This window comes from Salinicola sp. LHM, assembly GCF_034479735.1.
In the GTDB taxonomy this organism is placed as follows: domain Bacteria; phylum Pseudomonadota; class Gammaproteobacteria; order Pseudomonadales; family Halomonadaceae; genus Salinicola; species Salinicola salarius.
This window is the reverse complement of sequence record NZ_CP140261.1, coordinates 3,657,677-3,679,639: the sequence shown is the minus strand read 5'-3', so window position 1 is coordinate 3,679,639 and position 21,963 is coordinate 3,657,677. Positions and strand designations below refer to the sequence as shown.

The window sequence follows — 21,963 nt, the reverse complement described above, 5'->3', positions numbered from 1 at the left end:
GCGGCGTCGGCCCGAGCGCTGTCCGGAGGTGCTAGGACGCCGAGGCGGTGAACTTGCCGGTCTGCAGCCAGGCCGCAATACCGGCTGCCAACTGGTCGCTGTTGCTCTCCATCATCATCATGTGGCCGTTGCCCTGGATGCCCCGGTCGCCCAGCGGAATGAACTCCGCGCGCGCGCCGATGTCGTTCAGCCAGTCGACGATGGGCTTGTCGATGGCGGCCGTGTGGTCCGCGTCATTGGTGCCCATGACCAGGGCCACGCGCTTGCCCTTGTAGCCCGAGGGGTCGGTCACGCGGGGCGCGCTGTTCTCATAGTTCACTCGCTCCAGCAGCAACCGGGGCGGAATGACGGTGAGGCTGGCCAGGTAGCTGTCCAGATACTCGCGCGGGAAGCGCGTGCTGCTGCCGACCGCCTTCTTGGTGGCCCAGCCCGGTTCGGCAACGAAGGGTAGCTTGCGGCTGAGCTTGAGCACCGGAGCGCCGGGCGCCAAGCGGACTTCCACGTGGTCCGGCGTGCTGGACAGGAACTCGGTCGGCGCGCTAACGTTGGCCGGCCCGCCAGGTGCGATTGCCACCAGGGAGACGATGCGGTCGCCGAAGAGTTCGAGCAGCTTCCAGCCGAAGGGGCCCGACATCGAATGCGTCATGACGATCGCCGGGCGGTCCAGCGTGGCCAGCACCTTGCCAAGGCCCTTCACCACCGTCTCGCCCGACAGCTCGTCGTAGGGGATGTAGCCGCTGCGACCGGTGCCTGCCCAGTCGGGCACCACCACCTGGTAGCCCTGGGCCGCGAAGAAGGGCGCCCAGCCCGGGCGGCCGTCGGCGGTCGCCATGTAGCAGGAGCCGGTGTGCGCCCCGCCGTGGATCATCACCATGGGCGGTTTGCGGGTCTTCGCGACCGGCTCCAGAACCTCGTAGTAGGTCGAAGGATCGGCCACAAAGCCGTTGCGCACCCGCACGGCAGCGTGGGCGCACGCGCTGGCACCGGACGCGCCGGTGCTGGCGGCGGCTAGGATGGCACCCATGCCAGCGCTGGTGCGGAAGAACTTCCGGCGGGATGCGGGGGGCGTGTTGTTCATCTTGTCTCCTGGTCCTCTGTGGAATTGGCATCGACTCTGGCACCGCCGGGCGGTCGCTGGGACGACTGGCGAGGACGGCGCAGCGCGGCCGACCCAGTTCGGCGCATTATGGGGTCTCCTCGTTTTCAGTGCAATAAGTGACGGTACGCAAAGCTAGCACTGGCGCGGGGGTGGTCTGGGTAGACCGTTGATTTCATTGACTTTCCTGTTCACTTTCAAATCTGCGATTCGTGGCGTCAAACCGTGGTCGGTTTCATCCATTGGTGCCAGTTATCGATGCATTTGGCCGCGAAGGCAGGATTTGGTCAGCATAGCGGTCAACCGGGAAGCGAAACACACCCCGCAAGTTGATGCTCTCCAGCCTGGTGGGCGCAATCTTCCCGATCAGTTCCGGTGGAATGACCTGGCGGCGGTTCGACCAGCGATCCAGGACCGCCTGCATCTGTGAGGTATTCCACGCCATCACGATGTTGGCCATCAGGCTCAACGCATCGGCCACAGCCTGCATTTCATCGACACGTTTGGCCTGCGCCGGGCTGATCCGGCCGGTATAAATGGCGCGCTTGAGGGCGTTAACAGCCTCGCCCCGATTGAGCACCCGGCGCAACTCGTTCCTGAAAGCGTCCTTGACAAAGTAGTCAGCCAAAAACGCCGTACGCAGCAACCGCCCCAATTGCACGCCAGCCTCATAGATTGGATCGCCCTGGGCGGCAGAACCGAACCGCGCAAGAGCTGCCACCGCACTGGCATGTCCGCTCATGACCGAGGCTGCCAGGTGCACCAGACTATCCCAATGCTTTTCGATCAAAGCGACGTCGACATTGGCTTCGCACACCGCAGCGATTTCTGCGGGCACTTTGGTGCCGCGTGGCACAAAGAGGTGGCGCTGTTTGAGTTCCTTCAACCGCGGGCAAAGATCAAAACCAAGCAAACGGGCATGTGACATGGCAAAGTCGGTGTAGCCATGGGTATCCACAGCAAGCTGGCTGGTCTCCAGCTTTTCTTGGCGGATGACACCTTCAATGGCCACGCCCGCCTGGCGCTCATTGAGCACAAAGGGCTGCGCATGGAAGATGCCCCACCGGTCTTTTACATGGGAGTAGATTCCAATGGAAGGTGTGTTGCGCCGAGGATCAAGCCGGGCTTGCCACACCCGTTTGGTGGTCTCCATGGTCATCATGTCAGAAGATGCCAAATCGGACCGCCCCCAGGTGGCGGCAATCGGGTGTCGCTGCATGAATTCCAGCACAGCCTGGCAGGCCTGGCTCAGACGCCGTTCGTCCCGCGCCCAGCGCATGGCCTGGCGAATGCTGGTGGCAGACAATTGCGGAATCATGCGCGCGCATTCGACCGCAGTCAGACTGGTGCCGTGGGCCATGATGCCGGCATAGACCATCAGCAGCTCGTCGGTAGAGCGCGGCTCACGTCCGAGCATGATCCAGCTAAAGCGCACCTGGGCGTCAACGGCCAGAATCACTTCCGGCAATTGAACCTCACCGATGCGGTGATCCAAAGCCGCGCGCAGCTTGGTCACTTCTGGGTCTTCGTCCTCTGCGGGCAATGGCGACAAATGGAGTTCATCATCCACGCGCAGTACGCCACTGCGGGCTGCAGCGGCCACCGCATCGACACCGGCAGTTACTCTGGCCAGCAAAGGCTTCAAGAAAGTGGCAGCCTTGCTGGGTAACGATAGACGGGCATAGTGTTTCTTGGACTCTGCCTGCCAACGCTCGTCCGTGAAGAACAAGCGCGCACGACCCCGAAAGCTCAGGCTGTGCTCAATCCAGACCGAGCCATTGCGCACCGCGCGGCGCAGGGCAAACAGGGTGGCCACCTCCAACGCCTGAAACGCCCGTTCCCGGTCTGGGCTGGAGATCGAAACCTGCCAGATCATTCCCAGACTTGGTGCCACCACTTCAACTGGCAGCTTTCTGGATCCTTTGAGATATAAAGCTTGCAGCTTGGCAAGGTACTCGATGGCAGGATGCTCGCCGGTGGCCTGCCAGGGCAGCTTTGCAATGGCGACGAGCAACGACCGCACGGGGCGAATTCCATCAATCAATCCCTCGCGGACCAGGGAGGCCCTGCTCGGTGGTTTGCGTTTCTGGGTTTCGGTGATCAAGGCTTCAAGACGGGCACGCAACTCAGCATCTGGCACCGCACCTTGCGCGCTCAAGGCAACAAGTTCGCCGAGCAGCGTTTTGTACATTGCGGCCCAATTGACGGTAGCGGGGACATCGGCGGCAGCCTGACGCCACAGATCGGCGATCCGGCGCTGCACCATAAGGATCAACTGGTCTGTGGTGGTGAACAGGCAATACCGAAGAAAGCATGCGACCTCCACGGTGCGCGCTGGCTCTTTGATCTTGGCTCCGGCTGAGGGCGGCCTGGAGACAAGTCGGCGCGCGTAGCGGCGCAAGATGAGATCGGGGATGTCTGCCAGGTGCTTATGAACGTCCAGCGTGTAAAGCAGGTCGATGCGCTCCAGTACCTCGCTGATTTGGCGGGTTGAGTGTTTCGCCGGTGCAGCCCATAGCCAACTCTGCTGGGTTTGTCCATCTGGGCGCAGCTCTGAAACTGAGGCTCGCCAGCGATCAAGTGTTGCTGGATCAACGCTGGCGGCGATGGCGGTGCCTGTTTCAACTTCAAGCTGGGCAAGTGCCGCCGCAATCAGTGTCCGAATTGCCCGCTCGTGCACGATCACCAGCTTGTTCTTGTACAGCCATTGACGCGCCCGCACGAGTAGCTGATCGCGGTCGGCGCAGCGCGCCACTTCGTCGCGCAGTTCACGTACCAGTGAGCGGCGCTGGTGCTCGCTCATCCACTGGAATCCAAGGACCGTGCAGGCTACTTGTTGGTGATCGAATAGCGTGCGCCCGCGTTCATACATGGCTCTCAGCGAGGCGACTTCTGGTGCTGCAATGCCAAGCTCGTTGCCAAGGTGGCGCCACAAGGCTACTGGAATTACCCGAAAGGCACCGAGCAAACGCCCACTCATGCGCAGGAAACCAAGGGTATCCGGATTATCTGGTTGGTATGCGAGAGCTAAAGGTGGCCGACAAACTCAACCCACAACGGATTAGCTGGTTGATGGCTCGCTGAGTACGCTCACTTGCTAGAGAGCAGATACTTCACCAAACAGGCGATGCCGAGGACCAGTAGCAATAGTAGGGCAATTCCGATCACTGGCATTATCCAGCCCATCGCCCCCATCATCCCGCAATCTGGTAGTGTCGTGTTCATCGTGACAGGGCTCCCTGTGGTGTCCATGCCCAAAACCCGTGGTGCCGCCGCCCAGTGGCACCACGGTCGCGCTCATATCGTTCACCCGGCACAGCAGGACAACTGCGTCACATCCTTGGTGAAAGTCTGGGCACAGAGCTTGAGCCCTTCCACCATGGTCAGGTAGGGAAACAGCTCATTGGCGATGTCGTGTACGGTCATGCGTGCGCGTAGCGCCATCACCGCCGTCTGGATCAGCTCACCGGCTTCCCCCGCCACCGCCTGCACCCCCAGCAACCGGCCCGAGTCGCGTTCGGCCACCAGCTTGATGAAACCACCGGTGTCGAAATTCACCAGCGCACGCGGCACGTTTTCCAGGTCCAGCTCACGGGTATCGACGCTGAAGCCTTGCTCGATGGCCTCGGCTTCCGTCAGGCCGACGGTGGCCACCTGGGGGTCGGTGAAGATCACCGCCGGCATGGCGCTCAGGTCCAGGGTGGCTTCGCCCCCGGTCATGTTGACGGCAGCCCGGCTGCCCCCGGCGGCGGCGACATAGACGAACTCCGGCTGATCGGTGCAGTCACCGGCGGCATAGAGCCCCGGCACCGTGGTGTGCAGATGCTCATCGACCAGAATAGCCCCATGTGCGGTTTCCACGCCGAGGCTCGCCAGGTTCAGGGCCTCGGTATTGGGTGTCCGTCCGGTGGCCACCAGCAGTTGATCCGCCCGCAAGGTGCCGGCGTTGGTGTCGACAATGAATTCATTGTCGGTGTAGTCCACACGGCTCGCCTGGGTCTGCTTGAGGACCTCGATGCCCTCGCGGCGAAACGCCGCCTCCACCGCATCCCCTACCGCCGGGTCTTCCTGGGAGAGCAGGCGGCTGCGGGCCAGCACCGTGACCCGGCTGCCCAGCCTGGCGAAGGCCTGGGCCAGTTCCAGGGCCACCACCGAGGCGCCGATCACAATCAGCCGCTCGGGAAGAGTGTCCAGGGCCAGAGCACTGGTAGAGGTCAGGTAGGGGGTGTCGGCAAGACCCGGGATCGGCGGTACTGCCGGTCGGGCGCCAGTACCGATGAAGGCGCGGTCGAAGTGGACGACCTGCTCGCCGCCCTCGTTCAGCTTGACCATCAGGCTATGGGCATCGATAAACCGGGCCTCGCCGTGCAGGACAGTGATGGCCGGGTGGTCGCGCAGAATCCCCTCGTACTTGGCGTCACGCAGTTCCTCGACACGTCGCTGCTGCTGCTCGAGCAGCTTGGCCCGATCCACCACCGGCGCCTGGGCGCTCAGGCCTGCATCGAAGGGACTTTCCGTACGCAAGTGGGCAATATGGGCCGCGCGAATCATGATCTTCGAAGGCACACAGCCTGTATTGACACAGGTACCGCCGACGGTGCCGCGTTCGATCAGGGTGATCCGGGCGCCGCGCTCGGCGGCCTTCAGGGCCGCCGCCATGGCGGCGCCGCCGCTGCCGATCACCGCGATGTGCGGGGCGTCTTCATCACGGCCCTTGGACACCGATGCGCCTGCCGGGGAAGTGGGCCCACTGTTGGCCAGTCGAGCTTGGTAGCCAAGTCGGGTCACGGCAAACGTCAACGCCGAGGCCGGTGTCCCCGGATCAACGGCTACCGATGCCGTCCTCTGAGGATAGGATACCTCCACCGACTGCACGCCGGGCAGCTTCTCCAAGGCTTCCCTGACATGATCCGCACAGCGGTCACAGGTCATGCCGCTCACGTTGAGTTCAATCATCACGTTTCTCCGAGTCTTCATTAGTAAAGCCGGCATCCTGCTTCCGCTTGTGGTATCGCGCGTAGAGAGGTAAGCCGATGACGATGGCCAGGACGGCAAACAGCAGGTAATCGAGATAGCCTGCCAACGCGGCCAGGCCCGCCGTACCGAATAGCACCAGGGCGATTGGCCCGGCGCAACACAGCACCATCAACCCGGTGCCAAGCACGACGCTTAAAAATTTCTGCGAATCTTTCACGCTTATTCCTTCACCGTGACGGACAAGCTCGTAAACAACTCACCCGATGACCGCGATGTGCAGCTGCTTGATGTCACTCAGGGGGCGTATTCCTTGATTTGATAGAGCAGTTGTCACAACAGGCGTCGAACTGCTTCTTACGCCAAATCGCATAAATGGTCAGGCCGATGAAGAAGGCCAGGGCCGGCAATAACACAACGTCGAGATAGCCCGTCAGCGCCGCCAGGCCCACCGTGCCAAGCAGGATCACCAGGATCGGCGTAAAGCAGCACAATGCCACCAGGACGGTGCCGATCACGCTCACGCGCAGCAGGGTCTTGGGATTCTTCATGATCACTCTCGATCCGCTTGCGAGGATGTCGGGGTTGATGGATACCCAGCGTTGGTGGTGGCCTCGGTCAATGCCTCCACCGACGTTCGGGCGTCGTCAAAGGTGACCACGGCCTCGAGATCCGCGTAGCTCACGTCGACTTGCGAGACGCCGTCCACCTTGTTGAGGGCGGCCTTGACGGTGATCGGGCAGGCGGCACAGGTCATGCCCGGCACCGACAGCTTCACGGTCTGCAAGGCCGCTAAGGCGGGCGTGCTGAGCAGGGCGAGTAGCGCGATGAAGGCGAAACGAGCTTTCATGGTAGATCTCCTTTTAATAGAACAAGGGCAAGACGTAGGGGAATACCAGGGCGATTAGCACCAGCAGCGATACGAGCCAGAAGATCGCCTTGTAGCCCGTCCTGACCCGTGGCACGGCACACACCTCTCCCGGCTGGCACTTTTCCACTGGCCGAAAGACGCGACGCCAGGCGAAGAACATCGCCACCAGCGCGACGCCGATAAAGAGCGGGCGATAGCGCTCCAGCGACGCCAGATTGCTGATCCAGGCGCCGGAAACGCCCAGCGTGATCAGAACCAGCGGGCCGAGGCAACACGCCGAGGCCAGGAGGGCCGCGACTCCTCCGGCGGCCAGGGGCCCTCGCCCCGTTTTAGATGTCCGCATTGACGATTCTCCTTTCGGGATGGGGGGAGCTACGATAAGGTTACTTCCGTAGCTTGGTACGGAGTCAAGCATCATGAAGAGACATGCAGATAAAGTGGCGGACACCATGACCATTGGCGGCCTGGCCAAGGCGGCCGGCGTCAATGTCGAGACAATCCGCTATTACCAGCGACGAGGGCTATTATCGGAGCCCGAACGACCTCCCGGAGGTATTCGACGCTATAGTGCCGCCGATATCGACAGGTTGACGTTCGTGAAAACGGCGCAGCAGCTAGGCTTTAGTCTGGATGAGATCAGTGACCTACTTCGGCTGGAAGATGGCGCCCACTGTCAAGAAGCCAGTGCTCTCGCAGAGCACAAGTTAGGGGACGTTCGCGAGAAGATCGACAGGCTTGAAAGAATTGAGAAGGTGCTGAGCGAAATGGTCGACCGATGCCATGCACAACAAGGCAATATCACTTGCCCGCTAATTGCGTCATTGCATGAAGGGCTCAGAGAAGCAGAAGACCCAAGGGAGTAACTCACCTTCAGTTCGTAGAAAACAACGCGGTCAAAGAGTCGCGATCATCTATAGACCATGTCGACAAGGAAAGTTTGCATGACCAGCTTGCCTGACAACATCCTTCACCTTCCCGAGTACCACGTCCTAGCCACCAAGATGGAAGAGCATGATCTCCACTACCAGGTTGAAGCTCCTGAGCCTCTAGCTTGCGAGGAATGCGGCGTTGAGAGTGAGTTTGTCAGGTTCGGTAAGCGCGATGTGGCCTATCGCGACCTACACATCCACGGAAAGCGGGTCACCCTCTGGGTGGTCCGTCGCCGCTACACCTGCCGGGCGTGTGGAAGGACGTTCCGGCCAGCTCTTCCGGAAATGGTAGACGATCACCGCATGACGCGGAGGCTTTACAACCACGTCGAGAAGGAAGCCTTCAATCACCCCTACGCCTACGTGGCTGATACCACGGGCCTCGACGAGAAGACTGTCCGCGAGATATTCAAGAAGAAGGCTGAGTTCCTGGCAGCCTGGCATCGCTTCGAGACACCCCGCTGCCTGGGGATCGACGAGCTGTACCTGAACCGCCGCTACCGCTGCATCCTGACCAACCTGGAGGAGCGTACCCTACTGGACCTGCTGCCCGGTCGCCAGCAGGACGCGGTGACGAGGCGCCTCATGAGCATGACCGAGCGCCACCAGGTCGAGATCGTCAGCATGGATATGTGGAAACCGTACCGCCGTGCTGTCCAGGCGGTGCTGCCGCAGGCTCGCATTGTGGTCGATAAGTTCCACGTCGTGCGAATGGCCAACGAGGCCTTGGAAAAGGTCCGCAAGGGGCTCAGGAAAAAGCTGACGTCCAACCAGCGCCGAACCCTCAAGGGTGACCGGAAGATCCTGCTGAAGCGCGCTCACGATGTCTCAGATCGCGAACGGCTCATCATGGAGACCTGGACAGGGGCATTCCCCCAGCTCTTGGCGGCCTACGAGCACAAGGAGCGGTTCTTCCACATCTGGGACGCCACAACCCGGCGTGACGCCGAGAAGGCGCTGACTGCCTGGATTGACGACATCCCACAGGGGCAAAAGGAGGTCTGGAAAGATCTCGTCAGTGCTATCAGTGGCTGGCATGAGGAGATGCTGACCTACTTCGAGACCGACATCCCGATCACCAACGCCTTCACGGAGTCAATCAACCGGCTGGCCAAGGATAAGAACCGCGATGGCCGTGGCTACTCATTCGAGGTGATGCGGGCCCGGATGCTCTACACCACCAAGCACAAGAAGAAGGTGCCGCAGACCAAGGAATCCCCCTTCCTGGGCAAGGCCACCATGACCTACAGCATGGGTCTTCCCGAGCCTGAGATAAACTACGGCGTCGATCTATCAACCTTCTGGGAGAGTTAAGGGTTCGAAGGAGCAAGGGGGCTCCATCTACCACTTAATCCGAATACCCGAAGTTCCCGCGACAATCAGCGCGCCGACTGGTACGTCTGGGCCGATCCCAAGCCCGACGGCACGGCGCCGAACAACTGGCTGTCGTTCTTCAGCGGCAGCGCCTGGACCTTCGATAGCCGGCGACGCCAGTACTACCTGCACAATTTCCTGTCCTGCCAGCCGGATCTCAACTTCCACAACCCGGCGGTGCGCAAGGAGCAGCTCGACAACGCCCGTTTCTGGCTCGATCTCGGCGTCGACGGCTTCCGGCTGGATACCTCGAACTTCTACTTCCACAGCCTGGGGCTGCAGGACAATCCGGCGCTGGGCAGCGGTGAGCTGAAGACCCCTAGCGTGCCGGCATCGAACCCCTATTCGATGCAACGCCATCAATTCGACATCAGCCAGCCGGAGAACATCGGGTTCCTGAACGAACTGCGCGCGCTGATGGACGAGTATCCCGGCACCATGACGGTGGGGGAGATCTCCGACGACCGGCCGCTGGAACGCATGGTCGAGTACACCATCGGTAATGACCGGCTGCACATGGCGTATACCTTCGATCTGTTCGATGCCGAATTCAGCGCCCAGCGACTTCGCGACATCATCGAGCATTTCCAGTATTACGCGGGCGATGCCTGGCCCTGCTGGGCGCTCTCCAACCATGACGTCATGCGCGTCGTGTCGCGCTGGACCGAGCACGAGAACCTGGAGCAGCACGGGCCGCTGGTGGCCAAGGTCGCCACGGTCATGCTCTGCTCGCTCTATGGCAGCATCTGTCTCTATCAGGGCGAGGAACTGGGATTACCGGAAGCGGACGTGCCCTACGAGCGGCTGGTCGATCCGTATGGGCTGGCGCTGTGGCCGGATTACAAGGGGCGTGACGGCTGCCGCACACCGATGCCGTGGACGAGCGGCGAATACGGTGGCTTCACGTCGGTGGAGCCGTGGTTGCCGGTGGATGGACATCATCGCCAACTGTCGGTCGAGAAGCAGCACACCGATGCGGAAAGCACCCTGAACGTGACGCGTCAGTTCCTGCATTGGCGCAAGTCTCAATCGGCGATGGTCGACGGCACGCTAATCCTGAGCGACTTCGACGACGAGCTGCTGGGCTGGCTGCGGGTCTCTCACGACCAGGCGATCCTGGCGGTCTTCAATCTCACCGATGAATCGCGTTTCACCAGTCTGCCGGCCGGTGCCGGCGAGATCGTCTATCAGGCCGGGTTCACGGCGCACCTGGGCGAGGACGGGCTGACGCTACCGCCCTTTCAGGCGGCGTTCGTACATATCGACCGGGAGAGCATCGATCCCAGGGCGCTGATCGAGCAGGAGCCCGATCCCGAGCGGAAGGGCTTCCTCAGCCGTCTGCTGGGGTCGCTCATCCGCCACGACGAAAGCGAGCCCCGCTAGCCGGCGGCCCTGCCGGGGAGACGTTGCGTCTCACCGGCAGGGCACGATCTTCGTGGGCTTTCAACCCTGGCCCCAGTAGGCGTTGGCGATCTCCAGCGTCAGCCGGATCTTTTCCCACTGCGCCTGCTCGGCAAGGTTATTGCCTTCTTCGGTGGAGGCGAAGCCGCATTGCGGGCTCAGGCAGAGCTGCTGCTTGTCGACGAACTGCGTGGCCTCGTCGAGACGCGCCCGGACGGCCTGCGGATCTTCGAGTTCGCCCACCTTGGTGGTGATCAGGCCGAGCACCGCCTGTTGATGGCCTTCCGGAATGAAGCGCAACGGATCGAAGCTGCCGGCACGGTCGCTGTCGTATTCGAGGAACCAGGCATCCACGCCGACCTTGCCGAACAGCGTCTCCGCCACCGGCTCGTAGCCACCTTCGCTGATCCAGGTGGAGCGGAAGTTGCCGCGGCAGACATGGAGCGAGACGTAGAGGTCGTCCGGCTTGTCGGCCAGGGCGTGATTGAGCATCTCGGCGTAGATCGCCTGCAACTGGTCGGGGTCGTCGCCGCGGTCCCGCGCGGCCTGCAGCTCCTTCTCGGAGCAGAGGTAGGCCCAGACGGTGTCGTCGAGCTGCAGATAGCGGCAGCCGGCGTCGTAGAATGCGCGGATGGCATCGCGATAGGCATCGGCAGTGTCGGCGAAGAAGGCATCCAGGCTGGGGTAGACGCCGCTGTCGATCTTTTTGCGACCGCCACGGAAGTGCAGCACGCTGGGGCTGGGGATCGTCATCTTGGGCATGACGTTGGCGACGCCGGCCAGATAGCGGAAATGATCCAGCATCGGGTGTTCGGGATTGAATCCGACCTTGCCGTCGACGCGGATCTGCTTGGCACTCGTCTGCACGCCCTGGAACTGGATGCCCTGATCGCCCTGGTATCCCGTGACGCCGTCGAGCTGCTCGAGGAAATCGAAATGCCACCAGGCCCGGCGGAATTCGCCGTCGGTCACCACCTGAAGACCGGCAGCTTCCTGCTGTTCGACCACGCGACGAATTTCGTCATCCTCGATCTTTTGAAGTACCGAGGCATCAATGGCGCCGCGCTGAAACTGGAGGCGGGCTTCCTTCAATGCGGCCGGACGCAGAAAGCTGCCGACGATATCGGCTCGGAATGGGGGATGCGTTTGCAACATGGGATTTCCTTTCGAGAGACGCCGACCCGATGGTGGCACGTGGATCAAATATCGATACTGAGGCCGCTAATGATGCGGGTTGGAGGGAATTTCGGCCAATGAAGCGCGCTCACGATCATCATGCATGACATTCATCGATCGTCAGGCGGCGCCCGGTACCAGCGTCGTTTCTCAAACTTTAGTGGTAGGATTGTCGGTCCGCGCCGATGCCTTCATCGCGGTTTCATCGGCTATCGGCGGGCGCCCGAGTGTGCCAAGGGCGAAAGCATCGCCTTCATGAAAACCATGTTTCCCGGGTGAAAGAAAGGTCCCCAGGGAAGCAAAGCCCGCAAGGGTGATAGAGATAGGAGTGTTTCGTGACAACCCCCTCGCAACACGATTTGCGTAACGCGTTCCGCAAGCTGCTGGCCAGCGACGCGTGCTACTACACGGCGTCGGTCTTCGATCCGATGTCGGCTCGTATCGCCGCCGATCTCGATTTCGAAGTCGGCATTCTCGGGGGCTCGGTCGCCTCGCTGCAGGTACTGGCAGCACCGGACTTCGCCTTGATCACGCTGAGCGAGTTCGTCGAGCAGGCGACCCGCATCGGCCGCGTGGCCCGCCTGCCGGTGATCGCCGATGCCGATCACGGCTATGGCAACGCGCTCAACGTGATGCGCACGATCACCGAGCTCGAGCGGGCCGGCGTGGCGGCGTTGACCATCGAGGACACGCTGCTGCCGGCGCAGTACGGCCACAAGTCGACCGATCTGATTCCGGTCGAAGAGGGCGTCGGCAAGATGCGTGCGGCACTCGAGGCGCGTATCGATCCCGCCATGTCGATCATCGCGCGCACCCATGCCGGCCAGCTCGACGACGATGCCGCCATTGCGCGCATTCGTGCCTACCAGGCCGCCGGTGTCGATGCCATCTGTCTGGTCGGCGTGCGGGATTTCGAGCATCTGGAAAAGCTCGCCGCACCGCTGACGGTGCCCTTGATGCTGGTCACCTACGACAACCCGGCGCTGCGCGACCGCGAACGGTTGGCGAGGCTCGGCGTACGTATCGTCGTCAACGGCCACGCGGCCTACTTCGCGGCGATCAAGGCGACCTACGACTGCCTGCGCGAGCAACGCAACATCGCCACCAACGATCTGGATGCCTCGCAGCTGTCGACGCGTTATTCGACGCTCGACGAGTATCGGATCTGGGCGCGCGAATACATGGACGTCAAAGAATAACGAGCTACGAGCTACGAGCTACGAGCTACGAGCTACGAGCTACGAGCTACGAGCTACGAGCCAAGAGCCAAGAGCCAAGAGCCAAGAGCAGGGATGATGGGCCGCAAGCCGGGCGTGGATGCTTTTCTTTCCGCGACCCGGGCGGCATCCTAGTCGGTTCGAAGCCCTAAGCCCTAAGCCCGAAGCCCGAAGCCCGAAGCCCGAAGCCCGAAGCCCGAAGCTGCCTTTACTGTCAACGGAGACCAAGATGACCACCATGCAATGGGAGCGCCTGCTCGATCCCGTCCGTCTGCACGATGCCCGGACTTCGCGTGGTGAAATCGGTCGTAGCCCTTTCCACAAGGACTACGATCGCATCGTCTTCTCCGGTTCCTTCCGCCGGCTCGGGCGCAAGACCCAGGTTCACCCGCTGACCGACAACGATCATATCCACACCCGGTTGACGCATTCGATCGAGGTGGGCTGCGTCGGCCGCAGCCTGGGGATGATCGTCGGCGAGCAGCTGCGCGACAGCCTGCCGGGCTGGGTGACCCCCGCTGATCTCGGCGTGATCGTCCAGGCGGCCTGCCTGGGGCACGATATCGGCAATCCGCCGTTCGGCCACGCCGGCGAGTACGCGATACGAGACTGGTTCAAATGGGCCGAGCTGCAGGGCAGTGGCCTGCTGGAAGGGCTCGACGACGCGCAGCGCCGCGACCTGCTGACCTACGAAGGTAACGCCCAGGGTTTCCGGGTCGTGACCCAGATCGAGTACAACCAGTTTCGGGGCGGCATGCGGCTCTCCGCCGCGACGCTGGGCACCCTGCTCAAGTATCCGTGGACGGTCGAGCACGGTGGTCAGATGGGCAAGTTCGGTTGCTACCAGTCCGAGAAGCAGCTACTGGTCGAGGTGGCCGAGCGTCTGGGGCTGAAGGCGGTCGACGAGTCGAAGTGGTGTCGGCATCCGCTGGCCTACCTGGTCGAGGCCGCGGACGATATCTGCTATGCGCTGCTCGATCTGGAGGATGGTCTGGAAATGGGCATCCTGCGCTACGAGGAAGTGGCGCAGGTGCTGCTGCAGATCGCTGGCGAGCCCCCGGCCGGCTACGAGCAGATGGCCGCCGATGGCGTATCCCAGCGTCGGCGTATCGCGGCGCTGCGGGGGGCGGCGATGGAGCGGGCAGTCAACGAGGTCGGGGATGTCTTCGTCCAGCACGAAAGGGCGCTGCTCAATGGCACGCTGAACGATGATCTGCTCGAGCTGTGCCACCCGGACCTGACCTGGGGCGTCTCCTCGGCCAAGCAGTTGGCCCGCGAGCGCATCTTCCAGAACGAGCGCAAGGCCAAGCTCGAGATCGGCGCCTACACCACGCTCGGCATTCTGCTCGAGGCATTCATCGGGGCGGCCCACGAGCTGCATCACACCGGCCATTCATCCTTCAAGCATCAGCGTGTGCTGGCGCTGATCGGCGAGAATACGCCGAAGCCGAACTGGCCCCTTTACGACAGTTACCGCCGGATGCTCGATTTCATTGGTGGCATGACCGACCACTATGCCGTCGAGCTCGCTCAGGAAATGGGCGGGCGCCTCAAGGCCGAGTAAGTCCGCGTTCTCTTTTCATCTCTCTTTCAGCTCCTTTTCCCTTCCCTTTTGCTTCCCTTTTGGTTCCCGCTGCGACGTCGGATCCGTATCCGGCGTCGTCGCTTTCGGTGCTCTGGCCCTCGCGGCTGCTCGAGAGTCTGACGGTGTGGCTGTTGAAAGTTGATTCATAACGCCGTATTTTAATTGAACGATCAATCAATAAAAATCACGTCATCGGTAGCGTCGTCGATACCGAATGGCGCCGACGCCAGCGTGCGTCGAAACCGCGTACCAACCTGCCGAGCCTTCAAGAGTTCGATGTGAAGCGCTTTGTCACGAAGGGCTTTGACACGAAGGGCTTTGACACGAAGCGCTTTGACACGAAGCGCTCGACGGCAAGAGCCGATGAGGCAAAGCGCTGGGAATTCGAGCGGTGAAATAGCACTCGCATTTGTGCCGCAATGGATCATAGTTCAAGCATTGGCTCGGCCCGACACCGGGCGATTACAGGAGCATCGGCAGTGGTAGCGATTCCCTGGTCAGGTGGTTGCAGGACAAGGCAAGAGGCCGGGGAGAGTGGATCGGGTCGGCGACTTTCGTTGAAGACAGCGATGGATTCGACGACCGAATCGATCTGACTCGATCCGAGGTCGCAAGGCCTCGCGGCGGTAAAACGGAAACGAGTGAAGGGCCATTATCGCGCAGCGACCCCCGCAGGCCGGTACGGGCTTCCGGGGCGCCCTGACCTCTCGTCAACGCAAACTATCTGAACATGATGGGAGCCGCATGAGTACAAGCCCCGATAATAATTCCACGACCGAGGACAGGCTGAATCCAGTCGTCTTCTATGGGTCGGTCATTGGTATCGTCCTCTTCTCGCTATGGGCGATGGTCGCTACCGAACAGGCCAGCGGCATCATCAATGCGCTGCTGGGTTGGATCTCCAACACTTTCGGCTGGTATTACTTTCTGACGGTCGTCATCTATCTGGCGTTCGTGCTGTTCGTGGGGGTGTCCCGCTTCGGCAGGATTCGCCTCGGGCCCGAGCATTCGCGACCCGATTTCAACATCTTCTCCTGGTCGGCAATGCTGTTCTCCGCCGGTATCGGGATCGGGGTCATCTTCTTCGCCCTGGCGGAGCCGCTGACCCAGTTCTACAACGCGCCCAATGCCCCCGATGACCAGATCGCGGCCGCGCGCCACGCGATGCAGCTGACCTTCCTGCACTGGGGGCTTTCAGGGTGGGGCATCTATACCCTGGTGGGGATGTCGCTGGCCTTCTTCAGCTATCGCCACAACCTCCCGCTGACCATCAGTAGCGCCCTCTATCCCATTTTCGGCAAGAAGATCTACGGCCCCGTTGGCCACGTGGTGGATATCGCCGCCGTGCTGGGAACCGTGTTCGGCATCGCCGCCAGTCTCGGGATCGGTGTCATCCAGCTCAACTACGGTCTGAACTTCATGTTCGGTATCGCGGAGAGCGCCTGGACGCAGACGATCCTGGTCCTGCTGATCGTGCTGTTCGCCACCATTTCGGCGGTGACGGGTGTCGAGAAGGGGATCCGTCGGCTTTCCGAGTTCAATGTCCTGCTGGCCATCGCGCTGTTGCTGTTCGTGCTGTTCGCCGGCAAGACGGTGTTCCTGCTCAACGCGCTGGTGATGAACGTCGGCGACTATCTGTCCAACTTCATCTCGATGTCGTTCGACACCTACGCCTTCGACCGCCCGACGGAGTGGCTGAACGGCTGGACCCTGTTCTTCTGGGCCTGGTGGATCGCCTGGGGCCCGTTCGTCGGCCTGTTCCTGGCGCGCATCTCGCGTGGCCGCACGATTCGTACCTTCGTGGCCGGTACCCTGACGCTGCCGATCGCGTTCATGATGATCTGGATGTCGATCCTGGGTAACAGCGCCCTCGACATGGCGATGAACGGGGCGGCGGACTTCGGCCAGCAGGTCATGGAAACGCCGCCGGCGGGGATCTATCTGTTCCTGCAGGAATATCCGTTCCCGGTCATCACGACCGTTGCCGTGAGCATTCTGGCGATCGTGTTCTTCATCACCTCCGGCGACTCGGGTGCCCTGGTGCTGTCGAATTTCACCTCCAAGCTCAAGGACGTTAACAGCGACGCGCCCATCTGGATGCGTATCCTGTGGTCGGCCGTGATCGGGATTCTGACCCTGTCGCTATTGCTTGCCGGGGGGCTGTCGACGCTGCAGAGCGCGGTGGTCATCACCGGGCTGCCCTTCTCGATCGTGCTGTTCTTCATGATCGCCGGGCTCTACAAGGCACTGAAGGTCGAGGCATTCAAGGAAGACAGCCATCGCCTGAGCCTGTCCGGCTCGCTGTCGGGCCGAATGTCTACCGGTGGCCGCGATCGCCCTTACGACTGGAAGATGCGACTCAAGCGCGCCATGTCCTTCCCCAATCGCCAGCAGGCGCAGCAGTTCCTGGAATCGACCGGGCGCCCGGCGATGGAAGCGGTGCGTGAAGAGCTGTTGAAGCAGGGCGTTCAGGTCGACATCAGCGATGGCAACCAGAACGACGACGACTACCTGTCGCTCTACGTCGATCTCGGCAACGAGCAGAACTTTGCCTACCAGATCTGGACGCATCCGTTCTCCACGCCGTCCTTCGCCATGCGCACGCCGCGGAGCAGCAACCGTTACTACCGTCTGGAGGTGTATCTGCTGGAAGGGAGTCAGGGTTACGACCTGATGGGTTATACCCGTGAGCAGGTCATCGATGACATTCTCGACCAGTACGAGCGCCATCTGCAGTTCCTGCACCTCAACCGCATGGAGCCGGGCAGCATCAACATGCCCGACAGTCCCGAGCAGCCGCCAGGCTGAGATCGCTCCGTGTTGCACCGACTCCGACTCCGACCCCGGCCACCTGGCCGGGGTTTTTCGTTTCAGCAGTGCCGGCGAGCGGGTCCGGTCACACCGGAAACGACGTGCTACGCTGAATTTGTCGATAACAAAAAAGCGAGGACTCGGATGTGGGAGCCTTTACCTGGTGGGACACCGTCGTTCTGATCGTCTACGTGGTGGGGATCGCCTGGGTGGGCGCCCGCTTCGGCAAGGATCAGGAGAGCACGCAGGACTACTTCCTCGGTGGTCGCAAGATTCCCGGCTGGGCCATCGGACTGTCGGTCATGGCGACGCAGGCCAGTGCCATCACGTTCATCGGCGCGCCCGGCTGGGGTTTCGAAGGCGGGCTGGAGCGCCTGGCGACGTTCATCAACGTACCGCTGGCGATGGCGGCGCTGATCGTGATTCTGGTGCCGATCTTCCACCGCGCCGGGATCTACAGCATCTACGAGCTGCTCGAACGTCGCTTCGGGGCGCTGACGCGGTCGCTGGCCGCGCTGCTGTTCCTGGTCGCCCGCGGTCTCGCCACCGGCGTCGTACTCTACGCGCCAGCGCTGGTGCTGTCGGTCGTCACCGGCTGGAACGTCAACCTGACCATCGTGCTGATGGCGGTCATCGCCGTGAGCTACACCGTGCTCGGCGGGATCAGCGCGGTGATCTGGACCGACGTGATCCAGATGTTCGTGCTGTGGCTGGGGGCGATCCTGAGCATGGTGCTGATGGTCTCGAGCCTGCCCGGCGGCTGGAGCGACGTGTTCGCCTACGGCGCCGCCAACGGCATGTTCGATACCCTCGACCTGTCGCTCGATCCCACCGTGACCTACTCGCTGTGGGCCGGGTTGATCGGCGGCGTGGTGATGCATATCGCTTATTTCGGTACCGACCAGAGTCAGATCCAGCGAGTGCTGACCAGCCCGTCGATCGCCGAAGGGCAGCGTTCGTTGCTGATCGGCGGCTATCTGCTGGTGCCGCAGATGCTGCTGTTCCTGTTCATTGGCGTGATGCTGGCGGCCTACTACCAGCAGCATGGCCTGACCGCACCGGACAACCTCAACGAGCTGTTCCCGCGCTACGTGGTCAACGCTTTCCCCGTCGGGATTACCGGGCTGGTGATTGCCGGTGTCTTCGCCGCGGCGATGTCTAGCCTGGATTCCGCGCTCAACTCGCTCTCCGCGGTGACGGTTCGCGATTTCTATGCCCGCTACGTCAAGCCCGATGCCGACGAGAAGCACTATCTCAAGGCGTCGCGCTGGGCCACCATCTTCTGGGGGCTCTATGCCACGATATTCGCCTTCTTCGCTGGCAACCTCGGGCCGGTCATCGAGGCGGTCAATCGCATTGGCTCCTGGTTCTACGGGGCGCTGCTGGGCACTTTCCTGCTGGCCGTGCTCAGCCATCGCAGCAATGGGCGCGGGGCGGTCGCCGGTATCGTCCTCGGCATGATGGCGGTGTGGGCCGTCTCGCAGACGGACATCTCCTGGCTCTACCAGAACTTCGTCGGGCTGATCGTGTCGGTGGTCGTCGGCTACCTGGTGAGCCTGACGGCACCGGCACCGTCGGCGGCTCAGCTGTCGGATGTGGTGATCGACGAAACCGCGCCGGACATGCAGGCGATGCTCAAGGGGCGCCATGACGGTGCCGCCGAGATCGGCCGTGATGCCCGCCTGACGCGACGTCGCTGCATCGGGTTGGTGGCGTGGTTCTTCGTCTCGCTTGCTGCGCTGGCGCTACTTCAAGGGTGGGCCAATGGATGAGCTAAAAGCCGCGATGCCGGAACCGCTATTGCGGCTGCCTCGGCGCGTGAACGCCGCCGTCGCCGAACCCAGGCTGCGCCGCTTTGGCGCCGAGCGGTTCGAACCGGCGTGGCTGTCGCTGTGGGCCGTGGAGATCGGCCGCGAGGCGGCAACGCCGCTGGCCTGGCTCCTGGCCGCCGAGAACCTGCCCCGGGCGTTGTTGGTGGCGGGGGAGCTGGACCTGCAGCCGGCAGAGGACGATGACGCCCTTGCGCTTGGCGGCGGCCAGCGGCCGACGGTTGCGCAGTTCGAGCGCTGGTGGCTCTGGGAGCGGCTGGCCCGGCCACGCCGCTGGTCGCTGCGTGTACAGCCGTCGACGATGCGCGCCGTCGAGCTGCCTCTGTGGCTGGGTTATTCCCAAGGGCGGCCGGGCTATTCGCAAGGACGACAGGGCTATTCGCAAGGGCAACAGAGCTATCGGCAGCGCCGCCAGACGCGGCTCATCGTTCTCAGCGGGCTCTCGGGCGAAGCGCTGGGAGCGCTCAAGCCCGCGGTGCTGGCGGGGCTTCGCGATTGCCTGAACGCGAAGCCGTACGCCACGAATCATACGAGCCGGCAGGTTCGCGACGACGATCCCGTGCCGGGTTAGATCGCCTCGCCGCCAGGGTTAAATTGCTTCGCCGCTACGTTCCATATCGACCAGCTGCTCCCGGCTGGGCAGGCCTTCCATGTCGCCGATGACCTGCACCTGGCGGGCGCCGATCAGGTTGCCGCGATGCAGCGCGGCCCGCCAGTCCAGCCCGTCCAGATAGGCGCTGACGATGCCCACCGCGAAGCCGTCGCCGGCGCCGACGGTATCGATGACCTGCTTGACGGGCGAGCCCTCGACGGTGCCTTCGCTGTCGGCGGTGCGGAAGTAGCTGCCTTCCGGGCCCAGCTTGATGACCACGACCTTGGCGCCCCGGTCGAGATAGTCTCCGGCGATGTCGTAGGCCGTGTCGCGGCCGGTCAGCAGGCGCCCTTCGCTGAGCCCCGGCATGACGATGTCGGCCTCGGCGGCCAGCGCGTTGAGCGTTTCGATCATGACCTTTTCGCTGGGCCACAGGCTGGGCCGCAGGTTGGGATCGAACGAGATCGACAGGCCGGCGCTGCGCGCCCGGCGCAACAGATGAAACGACAGCTCTCGCGCCGACTCGGAGATGGCCGGCGGGATCCCGGTGGCGTGAAGGTGGCGCGCGGATTCCAGCGCCACGCCTTCGCTGTCGGCGACGTTGAGGTAGCTGGCCGCGCTGCCCCGGCGAACGTACTCGACGTGAGGGTCGGCACCGTCGACGGCGCGCTCCTTGAAGACCAGGCCGGTGGCGTGGGTGTCATCGCGCTGCACATGGCGGCAGTCCAGCCCTTCAGTCTCCAGCGCCCGCTGCAGGAAGGTGCCGTTGTGATCCGCGCCGACGCGACTGAGCCAGCGCACATCGAAGCCCAGTCGTGACAGCCCGATCGCCACGTTGGTATCGGCACCGGCCGTGCGGCGGTGGAATCGCGTGACCTGGTCCAGCGGGCCGTCGTCGTCGGCGACGAACAGGGCCATGGCTTCACCGAAGGTCAGCACATCGTAGCGAGAATCGTGGCGGGAATCGGAACGGGGCATGGCGTCTCCTGGCTTGTGGAAAAGTTTTTAGGCCTCTTTGAGAGGTCGTTTTGAAGCTTTTGTTTGAAGCCCTTGTTTGAAGCGCTCTCTGGAAAAAGCCTGGGAAAAGTCCGAGGCGGAGACTTTCAGGCTCCGTCAGTTGGCCGGCGCTTGCTCTCGAAGCGCCGATAGCGGGCATTCAGGGTATCCACCAGATGCTGGCGCTGGGCGTCGTCGATGACTTCGACCTGGGCGGTGCCGAGCTGGGTGGCGAGATCGACGCCGTCGACCACACGAATGTCGCGGCTGTCGCCGAGATGCTCGGTTTCGTCATCGATGATCCAGCCCGGAAGCACGAGGATGCCTCTCACCGGCACGCTCAATTTGGCGTGGCGCGACAGCCACTGGCGCAGCCAGACCGTCGACAGCTGAACCTTGCGCAGGATCTGACGTTCGCTCCAGCCGCGGAAGCGCAGGCGTTCGTTCTCTACCGATACGGTGTTGATGGGGTGACCCTCGAGATCGAGCGGAAAGTCGCGGGCCACGGTCTGGATCACGAACACGCCCTGGGGCGTTACCAGCACGTTGTCGATACTGTAGCTGTCGGCGGGAAAATCATGAAAGACGAAGTAGGGCTTGGCCAGCGGCCGGATCAGATGATCCAGTGCCTGGCCGACCGCCAGCTCGCAGGCCAGACTGCGCGTCAGGCGACGGAGACGCTGCACGTCGCGCAGGATCAGAAAGCAGAACAGCATGGCCAGCAGCGTGCTGACGACGCCATACAGCGACCATTCCAGCCAGCTCTGTCTTTCGGCGAACAGCATGCGGCCCATGCCGTAAACCAGTGGCATCAAGGTGAGCGTCGGCGCCAGCGTGGCATCGAGGAAGAACGTCATACGGGCTTTCTCGAGACGGTCGCGATGGGCCTGGGCGATCTCGCGGATGGGCTTGCCGTCATGCGGAGAGCGAAGGCCGACGGTCTGCACGTCGCGCAGAGTGATCGCCACCAGGGCGGCGGCGCCCAGGGGAGCGAGGAAGATCAGCGGCAGCACGTACTCCAACCAGGCCATGAGCGGGTGTCCTTGCGGCGTGGGCGGGAAGAGGTCCCATTCTAGCCGAGGTCGAGCATCGTCTGCGATGTCGATGGATTC

General features: G+C 62.5%; 17 protein-coding genes and 2 pseudogenes. 8 read left to right on the top strand and 11 right to left on the bottom strand.

Features of this window, described 5'->3' with window-relative positions:
- Window positions 1–31: 31 nt before the first annotated feature.
- From R5R73_RS16735 to merT, 8 genes and pseudogenes are all read right to left on the bottom strand, one after another.
- Window positions 32–1,078, bottom strand: a complete 1,047-nt coding sequence (locus R5R73_RS16735; RefSeq protein WP_322528116.1) for an alpha/beta fold hydrolase — start codon at window positions 1,076–1,078, stop codon at window positions 32–34.
- 253 nt (window positions 1,079–1,331) lie between these two features.
- A pseudogene (locus tag R5R73_RS16730) lies at window positions 1,332–4,091 on the bottom strand (Tn3-like element IS1071 family transposase); the annotation flags it as partial.
- Window positions 4,092–4,186: 95 nt separating this feature from the next.
- Complete coding sequence (locus tag R5R73_RS16725) at window positions 4,187–4,321, bottom strand: hypothetical protein (RefSeq protein WP_008957399.1); 135 nt, start codon at window positions 4,319–4,321, stop codon at window positions 4,187–4,189.
- A gap of 81 nt (window positions 4,322–4,402) precedes the next feature.
- On the bottom strand, window positions 4,403–6,052 hold the full coding sequence (merA, locus tag R5R73_RS16720) for a mercury(II) reductase (RefSeq protein ID WP_008957401.1): 1,650 nt from the start codon (window positions 6,050–6,052) through the stop codon (window positions 4,403–4,405).
- Window positions 6,045–6,290 carry a mercury resistance system transport protein MerF gene (gene merF / locus R5R73_RS16715; protein WP_006911916.1) on the bottom strand — a complete coding sequence of 82 codons (246 nt, stop codon included), beginning with the start codon at window positions 6,288–6,290 and terminating at the stop codon, window positions 6,045–6,047. Before merF (R5R73_RS16715) ends, merA begins: the two co-directional genes overlap by 8 nt.
- Window positions 6,291–6,363: 73 nt before the next feature.
- A complete protein-coding gene (merF, locus tag R5R73_RS16710; protein ID WP_021031449.1) occupies window positions 6,364–6,621 on the bottom strand; it encodes a mercury resistance system transport protein MerF in 258 nt (85 codons plus the stop codon).
- 2 nt (window positions 6,622–6,623) lie between these two features.
- Window positions 6,624–6,920 (bottom strand): mercury resistance system periplasmic binding protein MerP, encoded by a 297-nt coding sequence (gene merP / locus R5R73_RS16705; RefSeq protein ID WP_006911918.1) that lies wholly within the window; start codon window positions 6,918–6,920, stop codon window positions 6,624–6,626.
- Between the two features lie 13 nt (window positions 6,921–6,933).
- Complete coding sequence (merT, locus tag R5R73_RS16700) at window positions 6,934–7,284, bottom strand: mercuric ion transporter MerT (RefSeq protein WP_006911919.1); 351 nt, start codon at window positions 7,282–7,284, stop codon at window positions 6,934–6,936.
- Window positions 7,285–7,357: 73 nt separating this feature from the next.
- On the opposite strand from merT, the gene merR reads away from it, so the two are divergent.
- The 3 genes and pseudogenes from merR to R5R73_RS16685 form a co-directional block, all read left to right on the top strand.
- On the top strand, window positions 7,358–7,804 hold the full coding sequence (gene merR / locus R5R73_RS16695; protein ID WP_006911920.1) for an Hg(II)-responsive transcriptional regulator: 447 nt from the start codon (window positions 7,358–7,360) through the stop codon (window positions 7,802–7,804).
- Between the two features lie 78 nt (window positions 7,805–7,882).
- A complete protein-coding gene (locus R5R73_RS16690) occupies window positions 7,883–9,184 on the top strand; it encodes an ISL3 family transposase (RefSeq protein ID WP_022997615.1) in 1,302 nt (433 codons plus the stop codon).
- A 57-nt stretch (window positions 9,185–9,241) separates the two neighbouring features.
- Window positions 9,242–10,627, top strand: a pseudogene (locus R5R73_RS16685) (alpha-amylase family glycosyl hydrolase); the annotation flags it as partial.
- 60 nt (window positions 10,628–10,687) lie between these two features.
- Here R5R73_RS16685 and R5R73_RS16680 read toward each other — a convergent pair.
- Window positions 10,688–11,800: a cobalamin-independent methionine synthase II family protein gene (locus R5R73_RS16680; RefSeq protein ID WP_276233103.1), complete on the bottom strand. Its 1,113-nt coding sequence runs from the start codon at window positions 11,798–11,800 to the stop codon at window positions 10,688–10,690.
- Between the two features lie 356 nt (window positions 11,801–12,156).
- Here R5R73_RS16680 and R5R73_RS16675 point away from each other — a divergent pair, with 356 nt between their 5' ends.
- The 5 genes from R5R73_RS16675 to R5R73_RS16655 all read left to right on the top strand — a co-directional run bounded on the left by R5R73_RS16675 (window position 12,157) and on the right by R5R73_RS16655 (window position 19,834).
- Window positions 12,157–13,020 (top strand): isocitrate lyase/PEP mutase family protein, encoded by an 864-nt coding sequence (locus R5R73_RS16675; RefSeq protein ID WP_071230826.1) that lies wholly within the window; start codon window positions 12,157–12,159, stop codon window positions 13,018–13,020.
- 247 nt (window positions 13,021–13,267) lie between these two features.
- Entirely contained in the window at window positions 13,268–14,602 is a 1,335-nt protein-coding gene (locus R5R73_RS16670; protein ID WP_071230825.1) for a deoxyguanosinetriphosphate triphosphohydrolase, read from the top strand.
- Window positions 14,603–15,367: 765 nt separating this feature from the next.
- The gene (gene betT, locus R5R73_RS16665) at window positions 15,368–17,431 is read left to right on the top strand and encodes a choline BCCT transporter BetT (protein WP_071230824.1); all 2,064 of its coding nucleotides are present in this window, start codon (window positions 15,368–15,370) and stop codon (window positions 17,429–17,431) included.
- Between the two features lie 149 nt (window positions 17,432–17,580).
- Window positions 17,581–19,206, top strand: a complete 1,626-nt coding sequence (locus R5R73_RS16660; RefSeq protein ID WP_322528115.1) for a sodium:solute symporter — start codon at window positions 17,581–17,583, stop codon at window positions 19,204–19,206.
- The gene (locus R5R73_RS16655; RefSeq protein ID WP_322528114.1) at window positions 19,199–19,834 is read left to right on the top strand and encodes a hypothetical protein; all 636 of its coding nucleotides are present in this window, start codon (window positions 19,199–19,201) and stop codon (window positions 19,832–19,834) included. Before R5R73_RS16660 ends, R5R73_RS16655 begins: the two co-directional genes overlap by 8 nt.
- An 18-nt stretch (window positions 19,835–19,852) precedes the next feature.
- Here R5R73_RS16655 and R5R73_RS16650 read toward each other — a convergent pair whose 3' ends face one another.
- Complete coding sequence (locus R5R73_RS16650; protein WP_322528113.1) at window positions 19,853–20,833, bottom strand: sugar kinase; 981 nt, start codon at window positions 20,831–20,833, stop codon at window positions 19,853–19,855.
- Window positions 20,834–20,958: 125 nt separating this feature from the next.
- Window positions 20,959–21,882: a nuclease-related domain-containing protein gene (locus tag R5R73_RS16645; protein ID WP_071230820.1), complete on the bottom strand. Its 924-nt coding sequence runs from the start codon at window positions 21,880–21,882 to the stop codon at window positions 20,959–20,961.
- Between the last annotated feature and the right edge of the window lie 81 nt (window positions 21,883–21,963).